The 18814-nt window shown below is 68.1% G+C and carries 21 protein-coding genes; 8 read left to right on the top strand and 13 right to left on the bottom strand.

The features are described 5' to 3' along the window. Both A9X00_RS28670 and A9X00_RS28675 read right to left on the bottom strand, forming a co-directional pair. Window positions 1-488, bottom strand: a 488-nt coding sequence (locus tag A9X00_RS28670) for a molybdopterin cofactor-binding domain-containing protein (protein ID WP_156772347.1), incomplete at its 3' end; no start/stop codon positions are given. Further along, window positions 481-954, bottom strand: a complete 474-nt coding sequence (locus A9X00_RS28675; protein ID WP_156772348.1) for a (2Fe-2S)-binding protein — start codon at window positions 952-954, stop codon at window positions 481-483. The genes A9X00_RS28675 and A9X00_RS28670, both read right to left, overlap by 8 nt. Window positions 955-1000: 46 nt before the next feature. On the opposite strand from A9X00_RS28675, the gene A9X00_RS28680 reads away from it, so the two are divergent. Both A9X00_RS28680 and A9X00_RS28685 read left to right on the top strand, forming a co-directional pair. Next, window positions 1001-2131 (top strand): glycoside hydrolase family 76 protein, encoded by a 1131-nt coding sequence (locus tag A9X00_RS28680; RefSeq protein WP_067161608.1) that lies wholly within the window; start codon window positions 1001-1003, stop codon window positions 2129-2131. After that, window positions 2128-4080 carry an acetoacetate--CoA ligase gene (locus A9X00_RS28685; RefSeq protein ID WP_067161611.1) on the top strand — a complete coding sequence of 651 codons (1953 nt, stop codon included), beginning with the start codon at window positions 2128-2130 and terminating at the stop codon, window positions 4078-4080. The genes A9X00_RS28680 and A9X00_RS28685 overlap by 4 nt, the downstream gene beginning before the upstream one ends. Here A9X00_RS28685 and A9X00_RS28690 read toward each other — a convergent pair. Further along, window positions 4039-4740, bottom strand: a complete 702-nt coding sequence (locus tag A9X00_RS28690; RefSeq protein WP_067161614.1) for a DedA family protein — start codon at window positions 4738-4740, stop codon at window positions 4039-4041. The two genes, A9X00_RS28685 and A9X00_RS28690, sit on opposite strands and share 42 nt — an antisense overlap. 57 nt (window positions 4741-4797) lie before the next feature. Between A9X00_RS28690 and fbaA the strand changes: the two genes are divergently transcribed. Then, entirely contained in the window at window positions 4798-5835 is a 1038-nt protein-coding gene (fbaA, locus tag A9X00_RS28695) for a class II fructose-bisphosphate aldolase (RefSeq protein ID WP_067161617.1), read from the top strand. Between the two features lie 72 nt (window positions 5836-5907). Here the strand turns inward: fbaA and A9X00_RS28700 are convergent, their stop codons facing one another. After that, a complete protein-coding gene (locus A9X00_RS28700; RefSeq protein ID WP_067161620.1) occupies window positions 5908-6684 on the bottom strand; it encodes a hypothetical protein in 777 nt (258 codons plus the stop codon). Between the two features lie 47 nt (window positions 6685-6731). On the opposite strand from A9X00_RS28700, the gene A9X00_RS28705 reads away from it, so the two are divergent. Then, window positions 6732-7145, top strand: a complete 414-nt coding sequence (locus tag A9X00_RS28705) for a DUF3151 domain-containing protein (protein ID WP_067161623.1) — start codon at window positions 6732-6734, stop codon at window positions 7143-7145. Window positions 7146-7152: 7 nt separating this feature from the next. On the opposite strand, the gene A9X00_RS28710 is transcribed toward A9X00_RS28705, so the two are convergent. From A9X00_RS28710 to A9X00_RS28725, 4 genes are all read right to left on the bottom strand, one after another. Continuing rightward, complete coding sequence (locus A9X00_RS28710; protein WP_067161626.1) at window positions 7153-8052, bottom strand: cation diffusion facilitator family transporter; 900 nt, start codon at window positions 8050-8052, stop codon at window positions 7153-7155. Between the two features lie 40 nt (window positions 8053-8092). Continuing rightward, window positions 8093-8869, bottom strand: coding sequence for a site-2 protease family protein (locus A9X00_RS28715; RefSeq protein WP_067161629.1), 777 nt, complete (start codon window positions 8867-8869; stop codon window positions 8093-8095). 10 nt (window positions 8870-8879) lie between these two features. Further along, the gene (locus tag A9X00_RS28720; protein ID WP_067161632.1) at window positions 8880-9260 is read right to left on the bottom strand and encodes a DoxX family protein; all 381 of its coding nucleotides are present in this window, start codon (window positions 9258-9260) and stop codon (window positions 8880-8882) included. Between the two features lie 62 nt (window positions 9261-9322). Next, window positions 9323-9940 carry a peptidase M50 gene (locus tag A9X00_RS28725; protein ID WP_067161635.1) on the bottom strand — a complete coding sequence of 206 codons (618 nt, stop codon included), beginning with the start codon at window positions 9938-9940 and terminating at the stop codon, window positions 9323-9325. A 102-nt stretch (window positions 9941-10042) separates the two neighbouring features. Here A9X00_RS28725 and A9X00_RS28730 point away from each other — a divergent pair, with 102 nt between their 5' ends. The 3 genes from A9X00_RS28730 to purT are packed head-to-tail and all read left to right on the top strand — an operon-like array spanning window position 10043 to window position 13238. Beyond that, window positions 10043-11341, top strand: coding sequence for an adenylosuccinate synthase (locus A9X00_RS28730; RefSeq protein ID WP_067161638.1), 1299 nt, complete (start codon window positions 10043-10045; stop codon window positions 11339-11341). Beyond that, complete coding sequence (locus A9X00_RS28735) at window positions 11338-11976, top strand: PaaI family thioesterase (RefSeq protein ID WP_067161640.1); 639 nt, start codon at window positions 11338-11340, stop codon at window positions 11974-11976. Before A9X00_RS28730 ends, A9X00_RS28735 begins: the two co-directional genes overlap by 4 nt. A 29-nt stretch (window positions 11977-12005) precedes the next feature. Further along, the gene (gene purT, locus A9X00_RS28740) at window positions 12006-13238 is read left to right on the top strand and encodes a formate-dependent phosphoribosylglycinamide formyltransferase (protein ID WP_067161643.1); all 1233 of its coding nucleotides are present in this window, start codon (window positions 12006-12008) and stop codon (window positions 13236-13238) included. On the opposite strand, the gene A9X00_RS28745 is transcribed toward purT, so the two are convergent. The 5 genes from A9X00_RS28745 to A9X00_RS28765 form a co-directional block, all read right to left on the bottom strand. Next, complete coding sequence (locus A9X00_RS28745) at window positions 13227-13970, bottom strand: alpha/beta fold hydrolase (protein WP_232006979.1); 744 nt, start codon at window positions 13968-13970, stop codon at window positions 13227-13229. The genes purT and A9X00_RS28745 overlap by 12 nt on opposite strands. Next, a complete protein-coding gene (locus tag A9X00_RS28750; protein WP_232006980.1) occupies window positions 13967-15007 on the bottom strand; it encodes an acetylserotonin O-methyltransferase in 1041 nt (346 codons plus the stop codon). Before A9X00_RS28750 ends, A9X00_RS28745 begins: the two co-directional genes overlap by 4 nt. A gap of 79 nt (window positions 15008-15086) precedes the next feature. Continuing rightward, window positions 15087-15269, bottom strand: coding sequence for a hypothetical protein (locus A9X00_RS28755; RefSeq protein WP_067161648.1), 183 nt, complete (start codon window positions 15267-15269; stop codon window positions 15087-15089). 265 nt (window positions 15270-15534) lie between these two features. Next, window positions 15535-16770: a cytochrome P450 gene (locus A9X00_RS28760; RefSeq protein ID WP_082975594.1), complete on the bottom strand. Its 1236-nt coding sequence runs from the start codon at window positions 16768-16770 to the stop codon at window positions 15535-15537. A gap of 24 nt (window positions 16771-16794) precedes the next feature. Next, complete coding sequence (locus A9X00_RS28765) at window positions 16795-17745, bottom strand: VOC family protein (RefSeq protein WP_067161654.1); 951 nt, start codon at window positions 17743-17745, stop codon at window positions 16795-16797. Window positions 17746-17971: 226 nt separating this feature from the next. Between A9X00_RS28765 and A9X00_RS28770 the strand changes: the two genes are divergently transcribed. After that, entirely contained in the window at window positions 17972-18814 is an 843-nt protein-coding gene (locus tag A9X00_RS28770) for a transporter substrate-binding domain-containing protein (RefSeq protein ID WP_156772349.1), read from the top strand.

The following is an 18814-nucleotide window of genomic DNA, read 5'->3' on the forward strand; positions in this document are numbered from 1 at the left end:
GCGACGTCGGTGCCGACGACCGCGTAGGCCGACTCCGGCTTGGGCGTCGCCGCGCCGGTGGCCGCCCGATCCAGCAGCGCATCGTCGGCCAGCTCCCAGTAGCTGGTGGACGCCCCTTCCGGGCCGGTGATCTCGCCGTCGTCGACGTCCAGGTCGTCGGGCGCCACGGCCAGCTTGGCCGCCGCGACGTCGAGGTAGATCGCCCGCGCCTCGGCGCACGCCTGGCGCAGCGCCGCGCCCGACTGCTGGATCGAGCGGCTGCCGGCGGTGAAGCCCTCGTCGGGGCTGCGATCGGTCGCCGCGGCGGTCATCCGCACCCGCGCGATGTCGACGTCGAGCTCCTCGGCGGCGATCTGCGCCAGCGCGGTCAACACGCCCTGCCCCAGCTCGACCTTGCCGGAGCGCACCTCCACGACACCGTCCGGCCCGATCCGAACCCATTCGCCCAGAACGGGATTGGCCGCCAACGACTCCGGCAGGTCAGGCATCCACCGACCCCCGCATCTCGGCTGCCGCGCTGAGCACCGCCGCCACCACCCGGTTGTGCGAGCCGCAGCGGCAGAGGTTGGGGTCCAGGGCGGCGCGGACCTCGGCCTCAGTCGGGTCGGGATTGGCGGCCAGCAGCGCCGCCGCGGCCACCACGATGCCCGACATGCAGTACCCGCACTGCGCCGCCTGCCGCGCGATCAAGGCGCGCGACACCGGGTGGGGCTCGCCGTCGTCGCCGAGCCCCTCCACCGTGCGGATCGACTTGTCGCCCACCGACCACAGCGGGGTATCACACGAGTAGATCGGACGGCCGTCGGCCAGCACAAAGCAGGCGCCGCACAACCCGACCCCGCAACCGAACCGCGTTCCCTTCAACCCCAGGTGGTTGCGCAACACGTACAGCAGCGGTGTGTCGTCCTCGACGTCGACCTCGTGGCGCCGCCCGTTGACCGTAAGAATTCGCATGGACTCCAGCATCCTCCGCCGAGGCGCTAGGGCAGGATCGACAGGTATGGATCAGCTCTGGGCAAACCGGGCGGCCAGCTCCGAAGCGGCTGTCGCGCAACGCCACCTGAAGCGGTTGTGGGCGCTGCCGGCGACGCAGCTGGGGGTGGTGGCCTGGCCGGCGGGTCGGGGGGACCGGCTGTTCGGCACCTGGCACTACTGGTGGCAGGCGCACCTGCTGGACTGCCTCCTCGACGCCCAGCTGCGCGACCCGCAACCGCACCGGCGCACCATGATCGACCGGCAGGTCCGCTCACACCGGCTGCGCAACAACCTGCGGTGGACCAACAGCTATTACGACGACATGGCCTGGCTGGCACTGGCGCTGGAACGTGCGGCAAGGATCGCCGACGTCACGCGCCGCCGCGCCCTGCCGAAGCTGGCCGACCAGTTCGTCAGGGCCTGGGCGCCCGACGACGGCGGCGGCATCCCGTGGCGCAAGCAGGACAAGTTCTTCAACGCCCCGGCCAACGGCCCGGCGGGCATCTTCCTCGCGCGCTACGGCGACCATCTGAAAAGAGCAGACCAGATGAGCGACTGGATCGACCGCACCCTGATCGACCCCGAGACGCACCTGGTGTTCGACGGCATCAAGGACGGCTCGCTGGTCCGCGCCCAGTACACCTACTGCCAGGGCGTCGTGCTGGGCCTGGAGATGGAGCTCGCCGCGCGGACCGGCGCGGAGGCCCGCGCCCGACACCAGGCGCGCCTGCATCGGCTGGTCGCGGCCGTCGGCGAGCACATGGCGCCCTCCGGCGTGCTGCAGGGCGCCGGCGGCGGCGACGGCGGCCTGTTCGCCGGCATCACGGCCCGGTACCTCGCCCTGGTCGCCACCACGCTGCCGGGCGACTCGGCCGACGATGCCATGGCCCGCGACGCCGCGCGCACCATCGTGCTGTCGTCGGCGAAATCGGCCTGGGACTACCGGCAAACCGTGAACGGGCTGCCGCTGTTCGGCCCGTTCTGGGACCGCGACGCCGAGCTGCCCCCCGAAAGGTCCGAGGCCGGCACCGACGCGGAGTTCGTCGAGGGCGCGGTCAACTCCTCCGAGATCGCCGAGCGGGATCTGTCGGTTCAGCTATCGGGCTGGATGCTGATGGAGGCCGCCTGTAACGTCACCGCCGTGAGCGCGACATGAGCAAACTCAACGGCGACTGGATCCCGGACGAGGCAACGCTTGCCGACGCCAACCTGACGCGCTTCATGGCCTGGCTCGCCGAGACCGGTCGCGGCGAGTACGGCGACTACCCCGGGCTGCTGCGCAAGTCCGTCGACGACATCGACTGGTTCTGGGACGCCGTCTGGAATTTCTTCGACATCCAGGCGGACAGCCCCCCGAGCGCGGTGCTGGGCAACCGGTCCATGCCGGGCGCCGAGTGGTTTCCCGGCGCCACGATCAACTACGCCACCGAGGTGTTCCGGCACGCCACCGACGCGCGCCCGGCGATGATCGTCGTCGGTGAGGACGGCTCGACCGAGTGGCCGTGGGCGCGGTTGCAGCGGGAGACCGCGGCGTTCGCGGCCTACCTCCGCAACGTCGGCGTCGGGCCCGGCGACGCCGTCGTCGGCTACCTGCCCAACGTCGCCGAGGCCGTCGTCGCCGCCCTGGCCGCCGCCAGCGTCGGCGCGATCTGGGCGGTGTGCAACCAGGACGTGTCCGTCGACGGCGTGATCGCCAGGCTGGGCCAGGTCGAGCCCGCCGTGCTGGTGGCCACCGACGGGTCGGTGTACGCCGGCAAGCGCATCGACCGGCGCGCCGAGCTGGCCACGATCCGCGCCGCCATGCCGACGCTGCGGGCCACCGTGGTGGTGCCGCGCCTCGGGCTACCGATCGACGACGACGCCGTGCCGTGGGCGACGGCGGTGGAAGCCGATGCCCCCCTGGACATCACGCCGGTCCCGTTCGCCCACCCGCTGTGGGTGATGTTCTCGTCGGGAACGACGGGCAAGCCCAAGGGCATCGTGCACGGCCACGGCGGCGTGACGCTGGAGCACCTGAAATACCTGACCCTGCAACTGGATCTGCATCCGGACGACCGCTTCCTGTGGTACTCGTCGACCAGCTGGATGATGTGGAACTTCCTGGTGTCCGGGCTGCTGGTCGACACGACCATCGTGCTCTACGACGGCAGCCCGACGCATCCGGGCACCGACGGGCTCTGGAAGGTCGCCGCCGACGCCGGCGTCACGTTCCTCGGCGCCGGCGCGGGCTACCTATTGGCTTGCGCCAAGCAGGAATTGAGGCCGGGCGAGGCACATCCGCTGGACGCGGTGCGCGCGGTGGGATCCACCGGGTCCCCGTTGCCGGCGTCCGGATTCCGCTGGGTGCAGGAGGGGCTCGGCCGGCCGGTCCCGGTGGTCTCGATGAGCGGCGGCACCGACGTCTGCACGGCCTTCATCGGCGGCTGCCCGATCGTGCCGGTCAAGGCCGGCGAGCTGTCGTCGCTGTGCCTGGGCGCGGCCATCGAAGCGTGGAATGGCCAGGGCAACCCCGTCATCGGGGAAGAGGGCGAGCTGGTGGTGACCAAGCCGATGCCCTCGATGCCGGTGTTCTTCTGGAACGACGAGGACGGCAGCCGGTACCGCGCCGCGTACTTCGACAAGTACCCGGGGGTATGGTGTCACGGCGACTGGATCACCATCAGTGAGCGGGGATCCGTTGTGGTGCATGGCCGTTCGGACGCCACGCTGAACCGGATGGGCGTGCGGATGGGCAGCGCCGAGATCTACACGGCGGTCGAACGCCTGCCCGAGGTGCAGGACTGTCTGGTGGTCGGCGTCGAGCAGGACGACGGCGGCTACTGGATGCCGTTGTTCGTGGCCCTGGCCGACGGCGCGGAGCTCGACGAGGACCTGCGGTCGACGATCGTCGCGGAGATCCGCCGGCACGCCTCGCCGCGCCACGTGCCCGACGACATCCTGGACGTGCCGGGCATTCCGCGGACGCTGACGGGCAAGCGGCTGGAGATCCCGATCAAGCGGATCCTGCTCGGGACCGCGCCGGACCAGGCCGTGCAGCAGAGCTCGATTGATCGGCCCGAGCTGCTAGAGGCTTTCGTTGCGTACCGCAGAAGTCGGGTGTCCTGAGTCGGGCTCCTCGGTCCCGCGCCGGCGGCCCCGGTAGCCGCGCCAGGCGGCGATGAACGCGGGGATCAGCGACACGAACAGGATGCCCAGGATGATCTTTTCCAGATTCTGGTGCACGAACGGCACGGTGCCCAGGAAGTAGCCCGCCAGCGTCACGCCGCCGCCCCACGTGATGCCCCCGACGATGTCGAACCCTAGGAACACCGGGTAGCGCATGTACGACACCCCGGCGATCACCGGGACGAACGTCCGCACGAACGGCGCGAAGCGGGCGAGGATGACCGCCCACGGCCCGTACTTCTCGAAGAACGCGTGCGACTCCGTGACGTAGTGCTTCTTGAAGAACCGCGAATCTTCCTTCTTGAACAGCGCCGGCCCGATCCGGCGCCCGATGAAGTATCCGGTTTGGTCGCCCAGCACCGCGACCACCGCGACAGACGGCGCCAGCACCCAGATGCTCGTCGGCGGGTTCGGGTGCGCGGTCAGCAGCCCGCCGGTGAACAGCAGCGATTCGCCCGGCAGCAGCGGAAACAGCAGCCCCGTCTCGATGAAGACGATGACCAGGATCCCGGGCAGCACCGCTTTGCCGAAGACGCCGCCCGAGCCCAGCCAGTACATCGGGTCGAGGATGTTCGGCAAAGCCGTCACCACGGTGCTCACGATGCTTCAACATACCGGTCTTGCGATACTGGACGGACCCAGCCGCCAGGAGGAGCCATGCCCATCGCCACCCCCGAGGTGTACGCCGAGATGCTCGGACGCGCCAAGGAAAACACGTACGCCTTCCCGGCGATCAACTGCACCTCGTCGGAGACCGTCAACGCCGCGATCAAGGGCTTCGCGGACGCCGGCAGCGACGGCATCATCCAGTTCTCCACGGGCGGTGCGGAGTTCGCCTCCGGCCTCGGGGTCAAGGACATGGTGGCCGGCGCCGTCGCCCTGGCCGAATTCACCCACAGCATCGCGGCCAGATACCCGATCAACGTCGCGCTGCACACCGACCACTGCCCCAAGGACAAGCTGGACAGCTACGTGCGGCCGCTGCTGGCGATCTCGGCCGAGCGGGTGGCCGCAGGCCAGGACCCGCTGTTCCAGTCGCACATGTGGGACGGCTCGGCGGTGCCGGTCGAGGAAAACCTCGCCATCGCGCAGGAGCTGCTCAAGGAGGCCGCGGCCGCCAAGATCATCCTCGAGGTCGAGATCGGGGTGGTGGGCGGCGAGGAGGACGGCGTCGCCCACGAGATCAACGACAAGCTGTACTCCACTCCCGAGGATTTCGAGCGGACGGTCGACGCGCTGGGCCACGGCGAGCACGGCAAGTACCTGCTGGCCGCGACGTTCGGCAACGTGCACGGCGTCTACAAGCCCGGCAACGTCAAGCTGCGCCCCGACGTGCTGGCGCTGGGCCAGCAGGTGGCGGCGGCGAAGCTGGGCCTGGCCGCCGACGCCAAGCCGTTCGACTTCGTGTTCCACGGCGGCTCGGGTTCGCTGAAGTCGGAGATCGAGGAGGCGCTGCGCTACGGCGTGGTGAAGATGAACGTCGACACCGACACCCAGTACGCGTTCACCCGCCCGATCGCGGGCCACATGTTCGCCAACTACGACGGCGTGCTCAAGGTCGACGGCGAGGTGGGCGTCAAGAAGGTCTACGACCCGCGCAGCTACCTCAAGAAGGCCGAGGCCGGCATGAGCGAGCGGGTCGTGGAGGCCTGCAACGACCTGCACTGCGCCGGCAAGTCGCTGGGCTCGAGCTAGCCGCTCGCGCGAACGTGCGGCTGGCCGCACGCTCGGTGTCCAACGTGCGGCTGGCCGCACGCTCGGCACAGGTTAGCCGCTGGGGGACTGGCAGATCTTCCACTGGTCGTCGCGGTACTGCAGGTCGAGGCTGCGCGTCGAACGCAGCGACGGGTCGTACGCCATGAACGTGGTGATGTTGGCCTCGGCGTGCTGGCCGTTGACGACGACCTGGTCGATGCTGGCGATCACCGGGTACTGCTTGGCCGCCGAGACCCGCTGATAGGTTTCCTGCCACGCGTGTTCGTCGTAATCCACGTATCCGTCGCGGACGGTCCCGCACGTGACGGTGCGCAACGCGGTCAGGTCGCCCCGCTGCACCGCGACGTCATACTGCTGGATGGTGTGCCGAACCTGGTCTTCCTCAGACACTTTCGAGTGTTTGCCGCGGGTCAGCAGCACGGTACCCAGGATCGCGATCGCCGCCAGCGCCAGCACGACAACCACCAGCGCCAGCACCCAGCCCCAGTTGAACTGCCGGGTGGTGCGCAGCTTTGCCCCCAGTCGCGGCGGAATCGCTTGTGGCACAGCGGCTTTCGGGGGAGCGCCGAGCTGGGTCGTCGCGGGTTCGCCGGGCGGCGGCGACGCGATGACCTCGGTGGCGGGCTCGGCGGACGACGTCGCGATGACCTGGGTCTCCTTCGCGTCGAAGCCGGGGGCCGTGAAACGACGCTCGCGCTGCTGGCCCTCCGCGGCCTCGGCGTCGCTGTCCTGATCGCCCTTGTTGATCACCACGGTCTCGGTCTCGGGGTCGACGGGCACCAGCGGCTGGTCCTCGGCTGCCCCTTCGGGTTCGGGTGGATTGGGCATAGAGGGAGCTTAGCGACCCGCCGCGGCGGAACGGCAAAATAGACGCCATGACGTCGATGGGAGATCTCCTCGGACCCGATCCGATTCTGCTGCCGGGCGATAGCGACGCCGAGGCGGAGCTGCTGGCCAACGAGAACCCGACCGCGGTCGCGGCCGCGCACCCGTCGGCGTCGGTGGCCTGGGCCGTGCTCGCGGAGGAGGCGCTGGCCGAGGACAAGGCCGTCACCGCCTACGCATACGCGCGCACCGGCTACCACCGCGGCCTGGACCAGCTGCGGCGAAACGGCTGGAAGGGCTTCGGCCCAGTGCCGTACGCGCACGAGCCGAACCGCGGCTTCCTGCGTTGCGTGGCGGCGCTGGCGAAGGCCGCCGACGCCATCGGGGAGAGCGACGAGAACCTGCGCTGCCTGGATCTGCTCGACGACTGCGACCCCGCGGCGCGCCCAGCTTTGGGTCTTTAGCAGGCCTCTAAAAGCCTTCCTCGCAGTCGGCGCGCCGTTCCGGCGGCTCGACCTGAACGGTGGCGTGGTCCAGCCCCCGCGCGGACAGCACCGCGCGCGCGTCCTGCAGCACCCGGGCGGAGTCGCCGTCGCTGGTGAGGTGTGCGGTGCACATGTCCTTGCCCGGCGACAGCGTCCACACGTGTAGGTCGTGCACCTCGGTCACGCCGTCGACCGCGCCCAGCGCGCCGCGCAGCTCCTCGACGTCGATGTGGGCCGGCGAGGCCTCGGACAGGATCCGCAGCGCGGCGCGCGCCAGCGAGATGGCTCGGGGCGCCACCCACAGCGCGACCAGCACCGCGACCACGACGTCGGCGTACGGCCAGCGCGTCGTCACGGTGACGATGCCGGCGATCAGCACGCCCAGGCTGCCGACGCTGTCGGCGACCACCTCCATGTAGGCGCCCCTGACGGCCAGGCTGCTGCCCGAGTGCGCCCGCAGCAGCAGCGCGACCACGAGGTTGGCCAGCAGGCCGAGCAGGGCGACCACGATCATCGGCACACCCGGGATCGACGGGGTCTCCTTGAGCCGCTGGATCGCCTCCCACAGGATGAACAGGGCCACCCCGATCAGCAGCCCGGCGTTGGCGACGGCCGTGAACACCTCGGCCCGATGCCAGCCGTAGGTCCGCGCGGCCGACGAGCTGCCGCGGCGGGCCAGCGTCACGGCGGCCAACCCCATGAACACCGCGACGACGTCGGTCAGCATGTGTCCCGCGTCGGCCAGCAGCGCGATCGAGTTGATCAGCAGCGAGGTGGTCAGCTCCACGACGAAGAACACCGCGAGGATCGCCGCGGCGGCGATCATGCGGGGGATCATCCGCGACGAGTCGCCCTCGGCGGGGCTGTGGTTGTGGCCGGCGCCCATAGCCAGCAATATATGCGTAATCACGCATATATTGCAAGGGTTAGAACCAGGCGCTCCAGAATCGGGTGAGCTGGTAGCCCCAGCCCACCAGCTGCTCCGGCACTCCGGAGAAACCGAACAGCCAGAGCACGACCGCGAAGAACCACCGGCTGCCCGCCAACAGCAGGAACAGCAGGATGAAAAAGCCCCACTGCTTGGCCGGGGCCAGCGCGCGCTGCGTCTCGGGGCTCAGGTGCGGCTCGAGGGCGTCGTAGCCGTCCAGGCCCGGGACGGGCAGCAGGTTCAGCAGCACGGCGGTGAGCTGGAGGAAGCCCAGGAAGGCCACCCCCGACCACAGCACCGCGTGGTTCGGGTCGAAAAGGAACCGCGTCGCCACCAGCAGCAGCACCGCCAGCACCAGGTTGGCCGCCGGCCCCGCCAGGCTGACCATGGTCCGGCGGGCGGGCGTCATGAACCACGTCCGCACGTACACCGCCGCGCCCGGCAGGCCGATCCCGCCCAGCGCGACGACCACGATCGGCAGCAGCAGCGAGAGCGCCGGGTGGCTGTAGCGCCGTGGGTCCAGGGTCAGATACCCGCGCACGGCGACGTCGTGATCGCCGAATCGCCAGGCCGTCGCCGCGTGCCCGAATTCGTGCAGGCACAGCGACACCAGCCAGCCGGCGATCACGAAGATGAACACCCCGGCGTAGGACAACGGCCGCACGCTCGACCCCGCCAGCCAGGCCAGCGCGCCGCCGGCCGCCGTCAACGCGACCAGGGCCAGGAAGAGCGGGCTGGGCCGCACCGATTCGTGTTGCCGGGCGGGGAAGCTCACCCGCTCGAAATTACCTTGGCACCCGCCTTGGCTGCGGGCGCAGCGCCCAGGAGGCGACGGTCAGGCCCACGAGTATCAGCGGACCGACCAGTGTCGTGGCGGGATCGCAGACCCACAGATGCGACGCCGTCGCTCCGGTGTAGATGAACATCAGGCCCGCATATGCCCACTCCTTGACCAGGGCGAGACGCGGTGCCAGGAGGACCACCCCGGCCGACAGGTAGCAGACGCCGAGGATGGTCATGAAATACGGCGGATAACCCAGGTGCGTCACGACACCCTTGAACGGTTCCAGGCGCAACGCGCCCATCACCCCGCCGCCAAAACACTCGGCGGCGAGCAGGGTGGTAGTCGTCCAGTAGATCCAATCGCGGCGGGCGGACGGTGTCATCGGCAAAGCCTCCTCACAAGGTCGACACCCCGCCGGCCTGAAGTTGACCGGCCAACGCTCTGCTAGCGGACCAGCAGCCACCCTTCGACGTTGCGGTAGAACGTCGATCGGCGCGACGCCGGGGGCGCCGCGACGCCGTCGCGCACGACGGTGACACCGGTGCTGCCCAGCTGGGCGGCCCGGCCGGGAACCCAGCGGCCCCGTCGTACCGAGGCCCGCAGGCCGGGCATGGCCAGCGTCGGCTCGATCCGCACGGCGGCGACCTCGCCGTCGAACAGACGGGTGTCGTCGACGACGGCCTCGCCGTGCACCACCCGCGCGCCGTCGGGGGGCAGCCAGTGCGCCCGGCCCACGATCACCGACCCGGCCTCGTCGCGGATCAGGGTCACCCGCCGGGCGGAGCCACCAAGGGCGCGCCGCGCCGCGCGACGCCCGGCCGGGACGCGGTAGGCACGGGTGGCCGGGGTGCGCCGGGCCGGCACGTAGGCCACCTCGACGTCGAGCCGCTCGGCTCGCAGCAACCGGGTGAGCACCGCGGCCAGGTCGGCGTCGGCGCCGAGGTCCACCAGCCGCCGGTATTGCTCGATCGCGGCGGCGACATCTCCCGTGTGGACCGGCAGGCCGGTCAGCGCCCGCGGTACCCGCCGCTCGCCGAACACCAACACCCCCACGGTTTCCATGCGTCGGTCGCAACCTCCTGGGTTAACCCTGGGATAGGGTGTGTCACCGGCTGGACCACAATAAGCAGGGTTTGAACACGTGGGATTAGGCGGGAGCAAGTCATGCCGGCAATCGTCCTCATCGGCGCCCAGTGGGGCGACGAGGGCAAAGGTAAGGCAACTGACCTGCTCGGCGGGCGCGTGCAGTGGGTGGTGCGCTATCAGGGTGGCAACAATGCCGGGCACACCGTCGTCCTGCCCACTGGGGAACACTTCGCCCTGCACCTGATCCCGTCGGGCGTGCTCACCCCCGGGGTCACCAACGTCATCGGCAACGGCGTGGTGATCGACCCCGGTGTGCTGCTCGACGAGCTGAAGGGGCTCGAGGACCGCGGCGTCGACACGTCCAGGCTGCTGATCTCGGCCGACGCCCACCTCCTGTTGCCCTACCACGTCGCCATCGACAAGGTCACCGAGCGCTACATGGGCAACAAGAAGATCGGCACCACCGGCCGTGGCATCGGCCCGTGCTACCAGGACAAGATCGCGCGCCAGGGCATTCGGGTCGCCGATGTGCTGGAACCCGACCAGCTGACCCACAAGGTCGAGGCCGCCCTCGAGCTCAAGAACCAGATCCTGGTCAAGATCTACAACCGCAAGGCGCTCGACCCGCACCAGGTGGTCGACGCGCTGCTGCAACAGGCCGAGGGGTTCCGGCACCGCATCGCCGACACCCGGCGGCTGCTCAACACCGCGCTGGAGGAGGGCGAAACGGTCCTGCTGGAGGGCTCGCAGGGCACCCTGCTCGACGTCGACCACGGCACCTACCCGTACGTCACGTCGTCGAATCCGACCGCGGGCGGTGCGGCCGTCGGCTCCGGAATCGGGCCGACCCGGATCACCGCCGTGCTGGGGATCCTCAAGGCCTACACCACCCGCGTGGGCTCCGGCCCGTTCCCCACCGAGCTGTTCGACGAGAACGGCGAATACCTGTCCAAGACCGGCGGCGAATTCGGGGTCACCACCGGGCGGCGCCGGCGCTGCGGCTGGTTCGACGCCGTCATCGCCCGCTACGCCACCCGCGTCAACGGCATCACCGACTTCTTCCTGACCAAGCTCGACGTGCTGTCCAGCCTGGAGACGGTGCCGGTGTGCGTCGGCTACCGCATCGACGGGGTGAGCATCAACGACATGCCGATGACCCAGAGCGACCTCGGTCGCGCCGAACCGATCTACGAGGAGCTGCCCGGCTGGTGGGAGGACATCTCGGACGCGCGGGAGTTCGACGACCTGCCGGCCAAGGCGCGCGATTACGTGTTGCGGCTGGAAGAGCTTGCGGGAGCACATGTTTCGTGCATCGGCGTCGGTCCCGGGCGCGATCAGACCATCGTGCGCCGCGACGTCCTGGCGGCCCGCCCGTGACGGAACCCGACCCGAAAGAACTCGACCCGGAATACGAACACCACGGCGGCTTTCCCGAATACGGCCCGGCCACCCCCGGCCCCGGATTCGGCCGGTTCGTCGCGGCCATGCGCCAATTGCAGGACCTCGCGGTGTCCGCCGACCCGGGGGAGGACGTCTGGGACGACGCGGCCGACCGCGCCGCGGCGCTGGTGGAGGTGCTGGGCCCGTTCCAGGCCGAGGAGGGCAAGGCGCCGGCCGGGCGGACGCCCGACCTGCCCGGCATGGGCAGCCTGCTGCTGCCGCCCTGGACCTTGACCCGCTACGCCCCCGACGGCGTCGAAATGACCGGATATTTCAGCCGGTTTCACGTCGGCGGCAACCACGCCGTGCACGGCGGCGTGCTGCCGCTGCTGTTCGACCACATGTTCGGGATGATCTCGCACGCCGCCGGGCGCCCGATCAGCCGCACGGCCTTCCTGCACGTCGACTACCGCAAGGTCACGCCCATCGACATGCCGTTGCTGGTGCGCGGGCGCGTCACCCGCACCGATGGCCGCAAGGCGTTCGTCGCGGCCGAGCTGGTCGACGGTGACGACGCGGTGCTGGCCGAGGCCAACGGCCTGATGGTGCGCCTGCTTCCCGGCCAGCCCTAGGGTTTGCCGAACCGACCTATCCTTGAGCGGTGACTGACGGCTTGAGCCAAGGACAGGACGACAAGACGACCGCGCTGGCCGTGTCGCCGCACCCCGCCCCGCAACCGCCCGAGGACCGCAGGCCGACGGTGCTGCTGCTCGGGTCCGGCGAGCTGAGCCGGGAGCTGGCGGTCGCGCTGCGCCACCTGGGCGCGCGGGTGGTCGCGGCGGGAGACGACCGGGAACTCCCCGCGCACGGCGTGGCCGACCAGTCGCTGACGCTCCCGCTCACCGACGGCGGCGAGCTCTCGAAGGCGATCCACCAGCTCAACCCGGACTTCGTCGTGACCGTGGCCGACGCGGTGGCCAGTCATGCTCTCGAGGCGCTGACCGGCGAGCGCACCCAACTGGTGCCCAACGCCCGCACCGTCCGGCTCACCTCCGACCGCGAGGCCCTGCGCCGGATGGCAGCCGACGAGTTGGGGTTGCCCACCGCGCCGTTCTGGTTCGTTGGCTCGGTCGGCGAGCTGCAGGCGGTGGCCGCCCACGCCGGCTACCCGTTGCTGGTGAAGCCGGTGTCGGGGCGGGGACATTCGGTGGTCTCCGGGCCCGACGACATCGAACCGGCCTGGCAGCGCGCGCAGGGGAGTTCGACCGGGCGGGTGCTGGCCGAGACGGTGGTCGAGGTCGACTTCGACGTCACCCTGCTCGCCGTGCGCAGCGAGGGCCCGAACGGTCCGCTGATCGAGTTCTGCTCACCCATCGGCCACCGCGACGTCGACGGCGCCGTGCTGGAATCCTGGCAGCCCCAGCAGATGAACGAAGCCGCGGTGGACGCGGCCAAGTCGATCGCCGCGCGAATCGTCAAGGCGCTCGGCGGGCGCGGCCTCTTCTGCGTCGAGTTGATGATCAAGGGCGACGAGGTGTACTTCGCCGACGTCAGCGCCCGCCCGCACCCGAGCGTCTGGGTGACCCTGCGCAGCCAGCGGCTTTCGGCGTTCGAACTGCAGGCCCGGACGATTCTGGGCCTGCCGGTGGACACCATGATGATGTCGCCGGCCGCCGCGCACGCGATCAATCCCGGTCCCGACGGCGGGCCGTCGGCCACCGACGCGCTGACCCGCGCGCTGCGGGTGCCGGAAAGCGATCTGCGGGTCTTCGCCCGCGGCTCCGGGCCCGCCGGCCGGGGCGTGGCGTTGGCAACGGCACCGGACGTCGCGGCCGCGCGCGCCGGTGCCCGGCAGGCCGCGAACGCCCTGAATACGCGGGAGTCACGCGGATGAGTTACGCGGACCAGTCAAGCTGAGGATCGCGTGGGCCACCTCGTCCGGGTGGGTCAGCATTCCGTTGTGCGTCCCCGGAACGACGATGGGTTTTACCCCGAGCCGGGCAGCGAATTCCGGCCCCGGCTGCGGCATCGCTTGATCGCTGTCGCCGGTGACGTAGGCGGCGGGAATACCGAGACTCGCCGCATCGACGTCGAGAGCGTCAAGGAAATAACCGCCGGGCTGCGGGGTCACCAGATCGGCCACCAACCGCTGCAGCTCCGGGGCAACGCCTTGCATCAGCAGCTGCTCGACGTGTTCCAGGCTCGATGGAATGGCGTCGAAAGGCGATTCGTCGATCAACCGCAGTATCACCTCGCGGCTGTCTGGCGGGGTCTCATCGACGAGGGACCTGCCGCCAACCGGCACGAACGCGTTGTAGTAGACGATCTTGGTGACCCGGTCGCCGAGAAAGTGAGCGGCGCCGGTCGCGGGGTAGCCGCCCCAGCTGTGCGCGGCGAGGATCACGTCGTCGAGCTCCCGCCGGCACACCTCGTCGACGATGTAATCGACCGCGTCCCTGAGCTGATAACCCGACGGATCATCGCCGTCGCCCAGGCCGGGCAGCGTCAGGGTGATCGCCCGACGACTCGCGGCGCGAAGGCGCTTGGCAACCGGTCGCCAGGACCAGGCCCCATGCCAGGCGCCCGGGATCAGCACATATGTCGGCCCTTGCGCGTCGAGAGTCATCTGGCAAATGCCTCGATCAGGCTGAATTCCGTTTCGGTGGCGACGATTTGGGTCATCTCGAAGCCGGCCTCGTCGAGGAGTCGCCGATACTCCTTCGCTGTGCGTTCACGCCCATCGTTGAACAACAACATTTCGATGTCGGCCAACTTGCCGATGAATTCGCTGCTGTCTTCGGGGATTACCGTCTCGACGAGCAGCAAGGCCGCGCCCGTTGGCGCAGCCCATTTCACATTCCGCAGGATTTCCAGCGCGGCGGCATCGGACCAGTCGTGCAAAATGTGCTTGAGCACATAGGCGTCACCCCCGGCCGGTACACCGCTGAAGAAGGACCCTTCGACCAGCCGAACCCGTTGTGCCACATCCAACTTCTGTAGTAGCGGCGCTGCTTCGGCCACCACATCGGGAAGGTCGAACAGCACACCCTGCGCCTTTGGGGCCGAGGCAAGGATGGCGGCGAGCAAGCGGCCGTGACCGCCCGCTACGTCGACGACGGTTCGGTATGGCGTGAAGTCGTACGCCGCTACGAGCGGCCCATCCACGTACGCCGACAAGCCCGTCATCGCGTCATTGAAAATCGCGCTGTATTCGGGTTCGTCGCGCAGATAGTCGAAGAACGGCTTACCCCGCAACGCCCGGACCGGCGAAGTCCCAGTCCTGATGGCCTCGGTGAGCAGGCTCCAATGTTCGCGCTCCCGCGGTGCGCCCACGAGCCGCGCCAGCGCCGCCATGGATACCGGGGCGTCCGAGCGCAGCAGGTCCGCGCGCGGCGTCAGCTCATAGCGGCCATCGTCGCCTTGAGCGAATATGCCCTTACAGATCAGCGCACGCAAAGCCCTGCGCAGCGCATCGGGATCAGCTCCGACTTTGCCGGCGAGATCATCAAGGTGCAGCGGCCGGTCGGCGAGCGCATCGGCCACTCCCAAGTCGGCGACCGCGGTGATCGTCTGGGCTACCCACCCGCCCAGTATTAATCCCTGCATCTCTTTCGCCGGGGAAGACACCTGTCGGTCGAATTGCGTTGTCTCCGAGTTGTTCACCTAACCTCCTCATGCTGTTGACAAAAAGCGGTCGCGCCGCCGTCAGGCGGTTTGGTCGAATTTCGGACGGCAGTGTTGCCTACCAGCTCATCGCGACGGCGGCCGCCACCAACACGACCGTGACGAGGCCATGGAGAACAAGCTGTCGCAGAACGGTGGCGTGGGCAAACAGGTCCAATTCGGTCGACTGCGAATAATCCGGGAGCACATATTGATTGCGCTTCGAGGCGAATCGCAGTCGCGCGCTTCGCTGTGCGGTCACGCTTTGTTCACCTATCGAGCCGGTCGGCCGAACCCGCTGGCCCGAAGTCGAATTGCACGCAGCGTTGCGGAGGCTTGACAGACATCGGAGGTTCGCCGAAGGTAGCTGCCCACGCGATGGTGATCACAAAGACCAGCAGTACCGTGATCAAGCTATGAACACACACTTGGCGCACGGTGCTCGCCAGGGACGGCGTCAGTCGGTAATGCTCCGGAAAATGCGTCACGGTATGCCTTTCGGTGTCGGGGGATCGGAAGGGTGTAAATCACTTCAGCGAGTAGCGGATCGGCAGGTGTTTGAGGCCACCGACGAACGTCGTCGCGGAAAGTTCGGGCTTGCCCGCTAGCTCGATCGATCCCAGCCGGGGGAGCAGTTCACGGTAGAAACTGCCGATCTCCATCCGCGCCAGCGCGGCGCCAAGGCAGAAGTGCACGCCATACCCGAAGGCCAGATGCTTGTTGGGGTCGCGGCTGACGTCGAAGCGGAACGGATCGTCGAAGACCTCCTCGTCGCGGTTTCCGGACACGTACGCCAGATACACCGACTCTCCTTCAGCGATGTCCACCCCTCGAACCGTTGTGTCGGCGGTTGCGGTTCGCATGAATTCCTTGACCGGCGTGGTCCACCGGATCATCTCCTCGATCGCCGTCGGCATCAGCGTGAGATCCTGCTTCAATCGCCATAATTCACTGGGGTTTTCGATGAGCGCACGCAGCCCACCGGAGATGGCATCCTTAGTGGTGTCATGGCCGGCGGCGGCGATGATCACGTAGTAGGACGCAGTGTCCACGTCGGAGAGCGGTTCGCCGTCGATGCGCCCGTTCGCGATGGCCGAGGCGAGGTCGCCGGTGGGTTCTCGGCGGCGCGTCGCGGTCAGCGTGGCGAAGTAGTCGAGGAACTCCTGCATCACTGCGAGCACGGTCTCGGGTTCTTGACCCCGCTGGTATTCGGCGTCATCGCGGCCGAACATCTCCTGTGTCAGCATGCGCATCCGAGGAAAGTCCGATTCGGGAAGACCCAGCAATGACAGGATGACGTAGAGCGGAAAGTAGACCGCGATGTCGGTGACGAAGTCGCACTCGGGTCCGATCTCGCGCATCTTGTCGACATAGCGCTTGGCCAGCTGGTCCACCTGCGCCTTCAGGTCGCGCATCGCCGCCGGGCGGAACCAGTTCACGCCGATCGCGCGCACCTTGCGGTGGTATGGATCATCCATCTCGACCAGGGTGCGCAAGCCGGTCCCGGCGTCTTCCTGCGCCATGCGCAGATCGTCGGTATCGGCGGGCGAAAGCAACGGACGGGGCGCGCTGACGAACAGCTCGTTGTCTCGTTCGATCGCCATGATGTCCGCGTGCTTGGTGATCGCCCAGAACGGCCGATACGGCGGATGGTCCACCCACGCAACCGGATTGGTTGCCCGCAGTTGTCGTAGCGCCGTATGCAGCCGCTCGTCGTCCGCGTAGGCCGTCGGGTCGGCCAGGACTTTGGCGGTAGCAACCATCGCGGGTGTGTTCACGTCAATTCCTCAGAGCTTGATCGGCTCTAGGCGGCCGAGGATCTCCTCGCGCCGCGCCTCAAACTGGTCCGGCAGCTGGAATCGCTTGCCCAGCTCCTGCGGCGACTCGTCGCAGTCCCAGCCGCCCTCGTTGTGTGTGACGGCCAGTTCGAAGAGGACACCACCGGGCGACCGGACGTAGACCGACTTGAAGTACTTGCGGTCTCGGATTTCGGACATATCTGTGTAGCCCGCGCCCTCGATCTCGAGTTTCAGGTCATTCTGATTCTCGAGAGTGTCTGCGTTCCAGGCGAAGTGGTGGATGGTCCCGGCGCCGTAGGTCCAGGTTCCCGGCGCATCTGTGCGATTGACAACGAGCTCGACCGCGCCGCCGAGGCCAAACTTGCCGGCCTCCAACGCAAATCGGTCACCTTCGGTCAAGCCCTCGCGCGCACCCAGGTGATTGGCGGCGAACTCGACGGCGGTGTCCGGCCCCGTCACGTGTACACCGACGCCGTAGATGCCGTGGATGGCATACTCCTCGGGCACCCCGCTGCCGCTGTAACCACGACGAGGGTCGTTGTCGACCTCGACCAGTTGGTACTCAATGCCGCACGGATGCCGGAACAGCACGCGACGTCGGTCGAACACGGTCGCGTCCCGGACGTCCGCGGCACGCGCGCGCAACCGCGAGGACCAGTAGTTCAGCGAACCCGCGGGAGCGGCGAGCAATACCTCCCGTGCCTGGTTGGTGCCACGCCGGCCGTGGATCCCGGCCTGGCCAAAAGGGAAGGTGGTGAGCACCGCGCTCGGGTCGCCGTCGGCGTTGCTGTAATACAGGTGGTAAATCGGGATCGACCCGTCAAACAGCACCGTCCGTTTGATCAGCCGCAGCCCGAGCACCTTGACGTGGAAAACGACATCCTCTTGGGCGCCGCTCACCGACATGGTGATGTGGTGACTATCGATGATGTACGACATTCGATCTCTCCCGTGTTTTCGCTGCGGTGATTCTCTCGAGCGGGCTGGCCCATTGGCGGCGAGATCTGCTTCCCGTCACAGCTTCGACGTTAAGAAGCGACAGGCCCGGTAGCGAACCTGCGCCCACTGACTGGGCTTTGCCGGCCCGGCCCCTGTTTCACCGCGCACGAAATAGTGTGGCGATAGCGGATGTTCGGCAGCGAGCGGTATCGAGGAGCGAGCGTTCATGACGGGTGACTCTGGTAGGCGAATCGCGATCTGGTTGGCAACGATTCCGGTATTGGTCGCCATGCTGGTGCTCACCACGGGGTGTGGCTCGACGACGACGACCTCATCGACGGACACGCCGGCGTCCGTCGGATTACCACAAATCCTGCAGCGCGGCACGGTTCGCGTGTGCAGTACCGGCGACTACCGCCCGTTCACCTATCGCGACCCACAGGGCATCTGGAGTGGGCTCGACATCGACATGGCCATCGACATGGCCACTCGGCTGGGAGTCCGATTGGACATCGTGCCGACCACGTGGGCAAGTGTTGTCGATGATCTGGGCAGCAAATGTGATGTGGCGATGGGGGGAATCACCATCACGCTCAACCGTGCCGAGCACGCGATCTACAGCGCTCCTTACCTACGTGACGGGAAAGCCGCCATCGTCCGTTGCGCCGACAGACCGAAGTTCCAGACACTTAGCGACATCGACCGCCCGGATGTCCGTGTGGTCGTCAACCCAGGTGGCACCAATGCTGAATTCGACAAAGGCCATCTCCACAACGCGCGCATAGTGAACTATCCAGACAACAACACGATCTTCGGACAGATCGCCAACGGTGCCGCCGACGTCATGATCACCGATATCAGTGAGATCCGTTGGCAGGCAAGCCAGGATCCGCAGCTCTGCGGTCAGAGTCTGGACCATCCGTTCACATTCGAGCAAAAGGCCTATCTCATCACTCGAACGGCGACGGACGTGCAGCAGTGGATGAATCTGTGGCTCAACATGTCACAGAACGACGGAACCTATGCAGCGCTAAGCCAGAGGTACTTCGGTGCGGTAATCGGACCGTGA

The organism is Mycobacterium sp. 1245805.9, assembly GCF_001672915.1.
Classification (GTDB): domain Bacteria; phylum Actinomycetota; class Actinomycetes; order Mycobacteriales; family Mycobacteriaceae; genus Mycobacterium.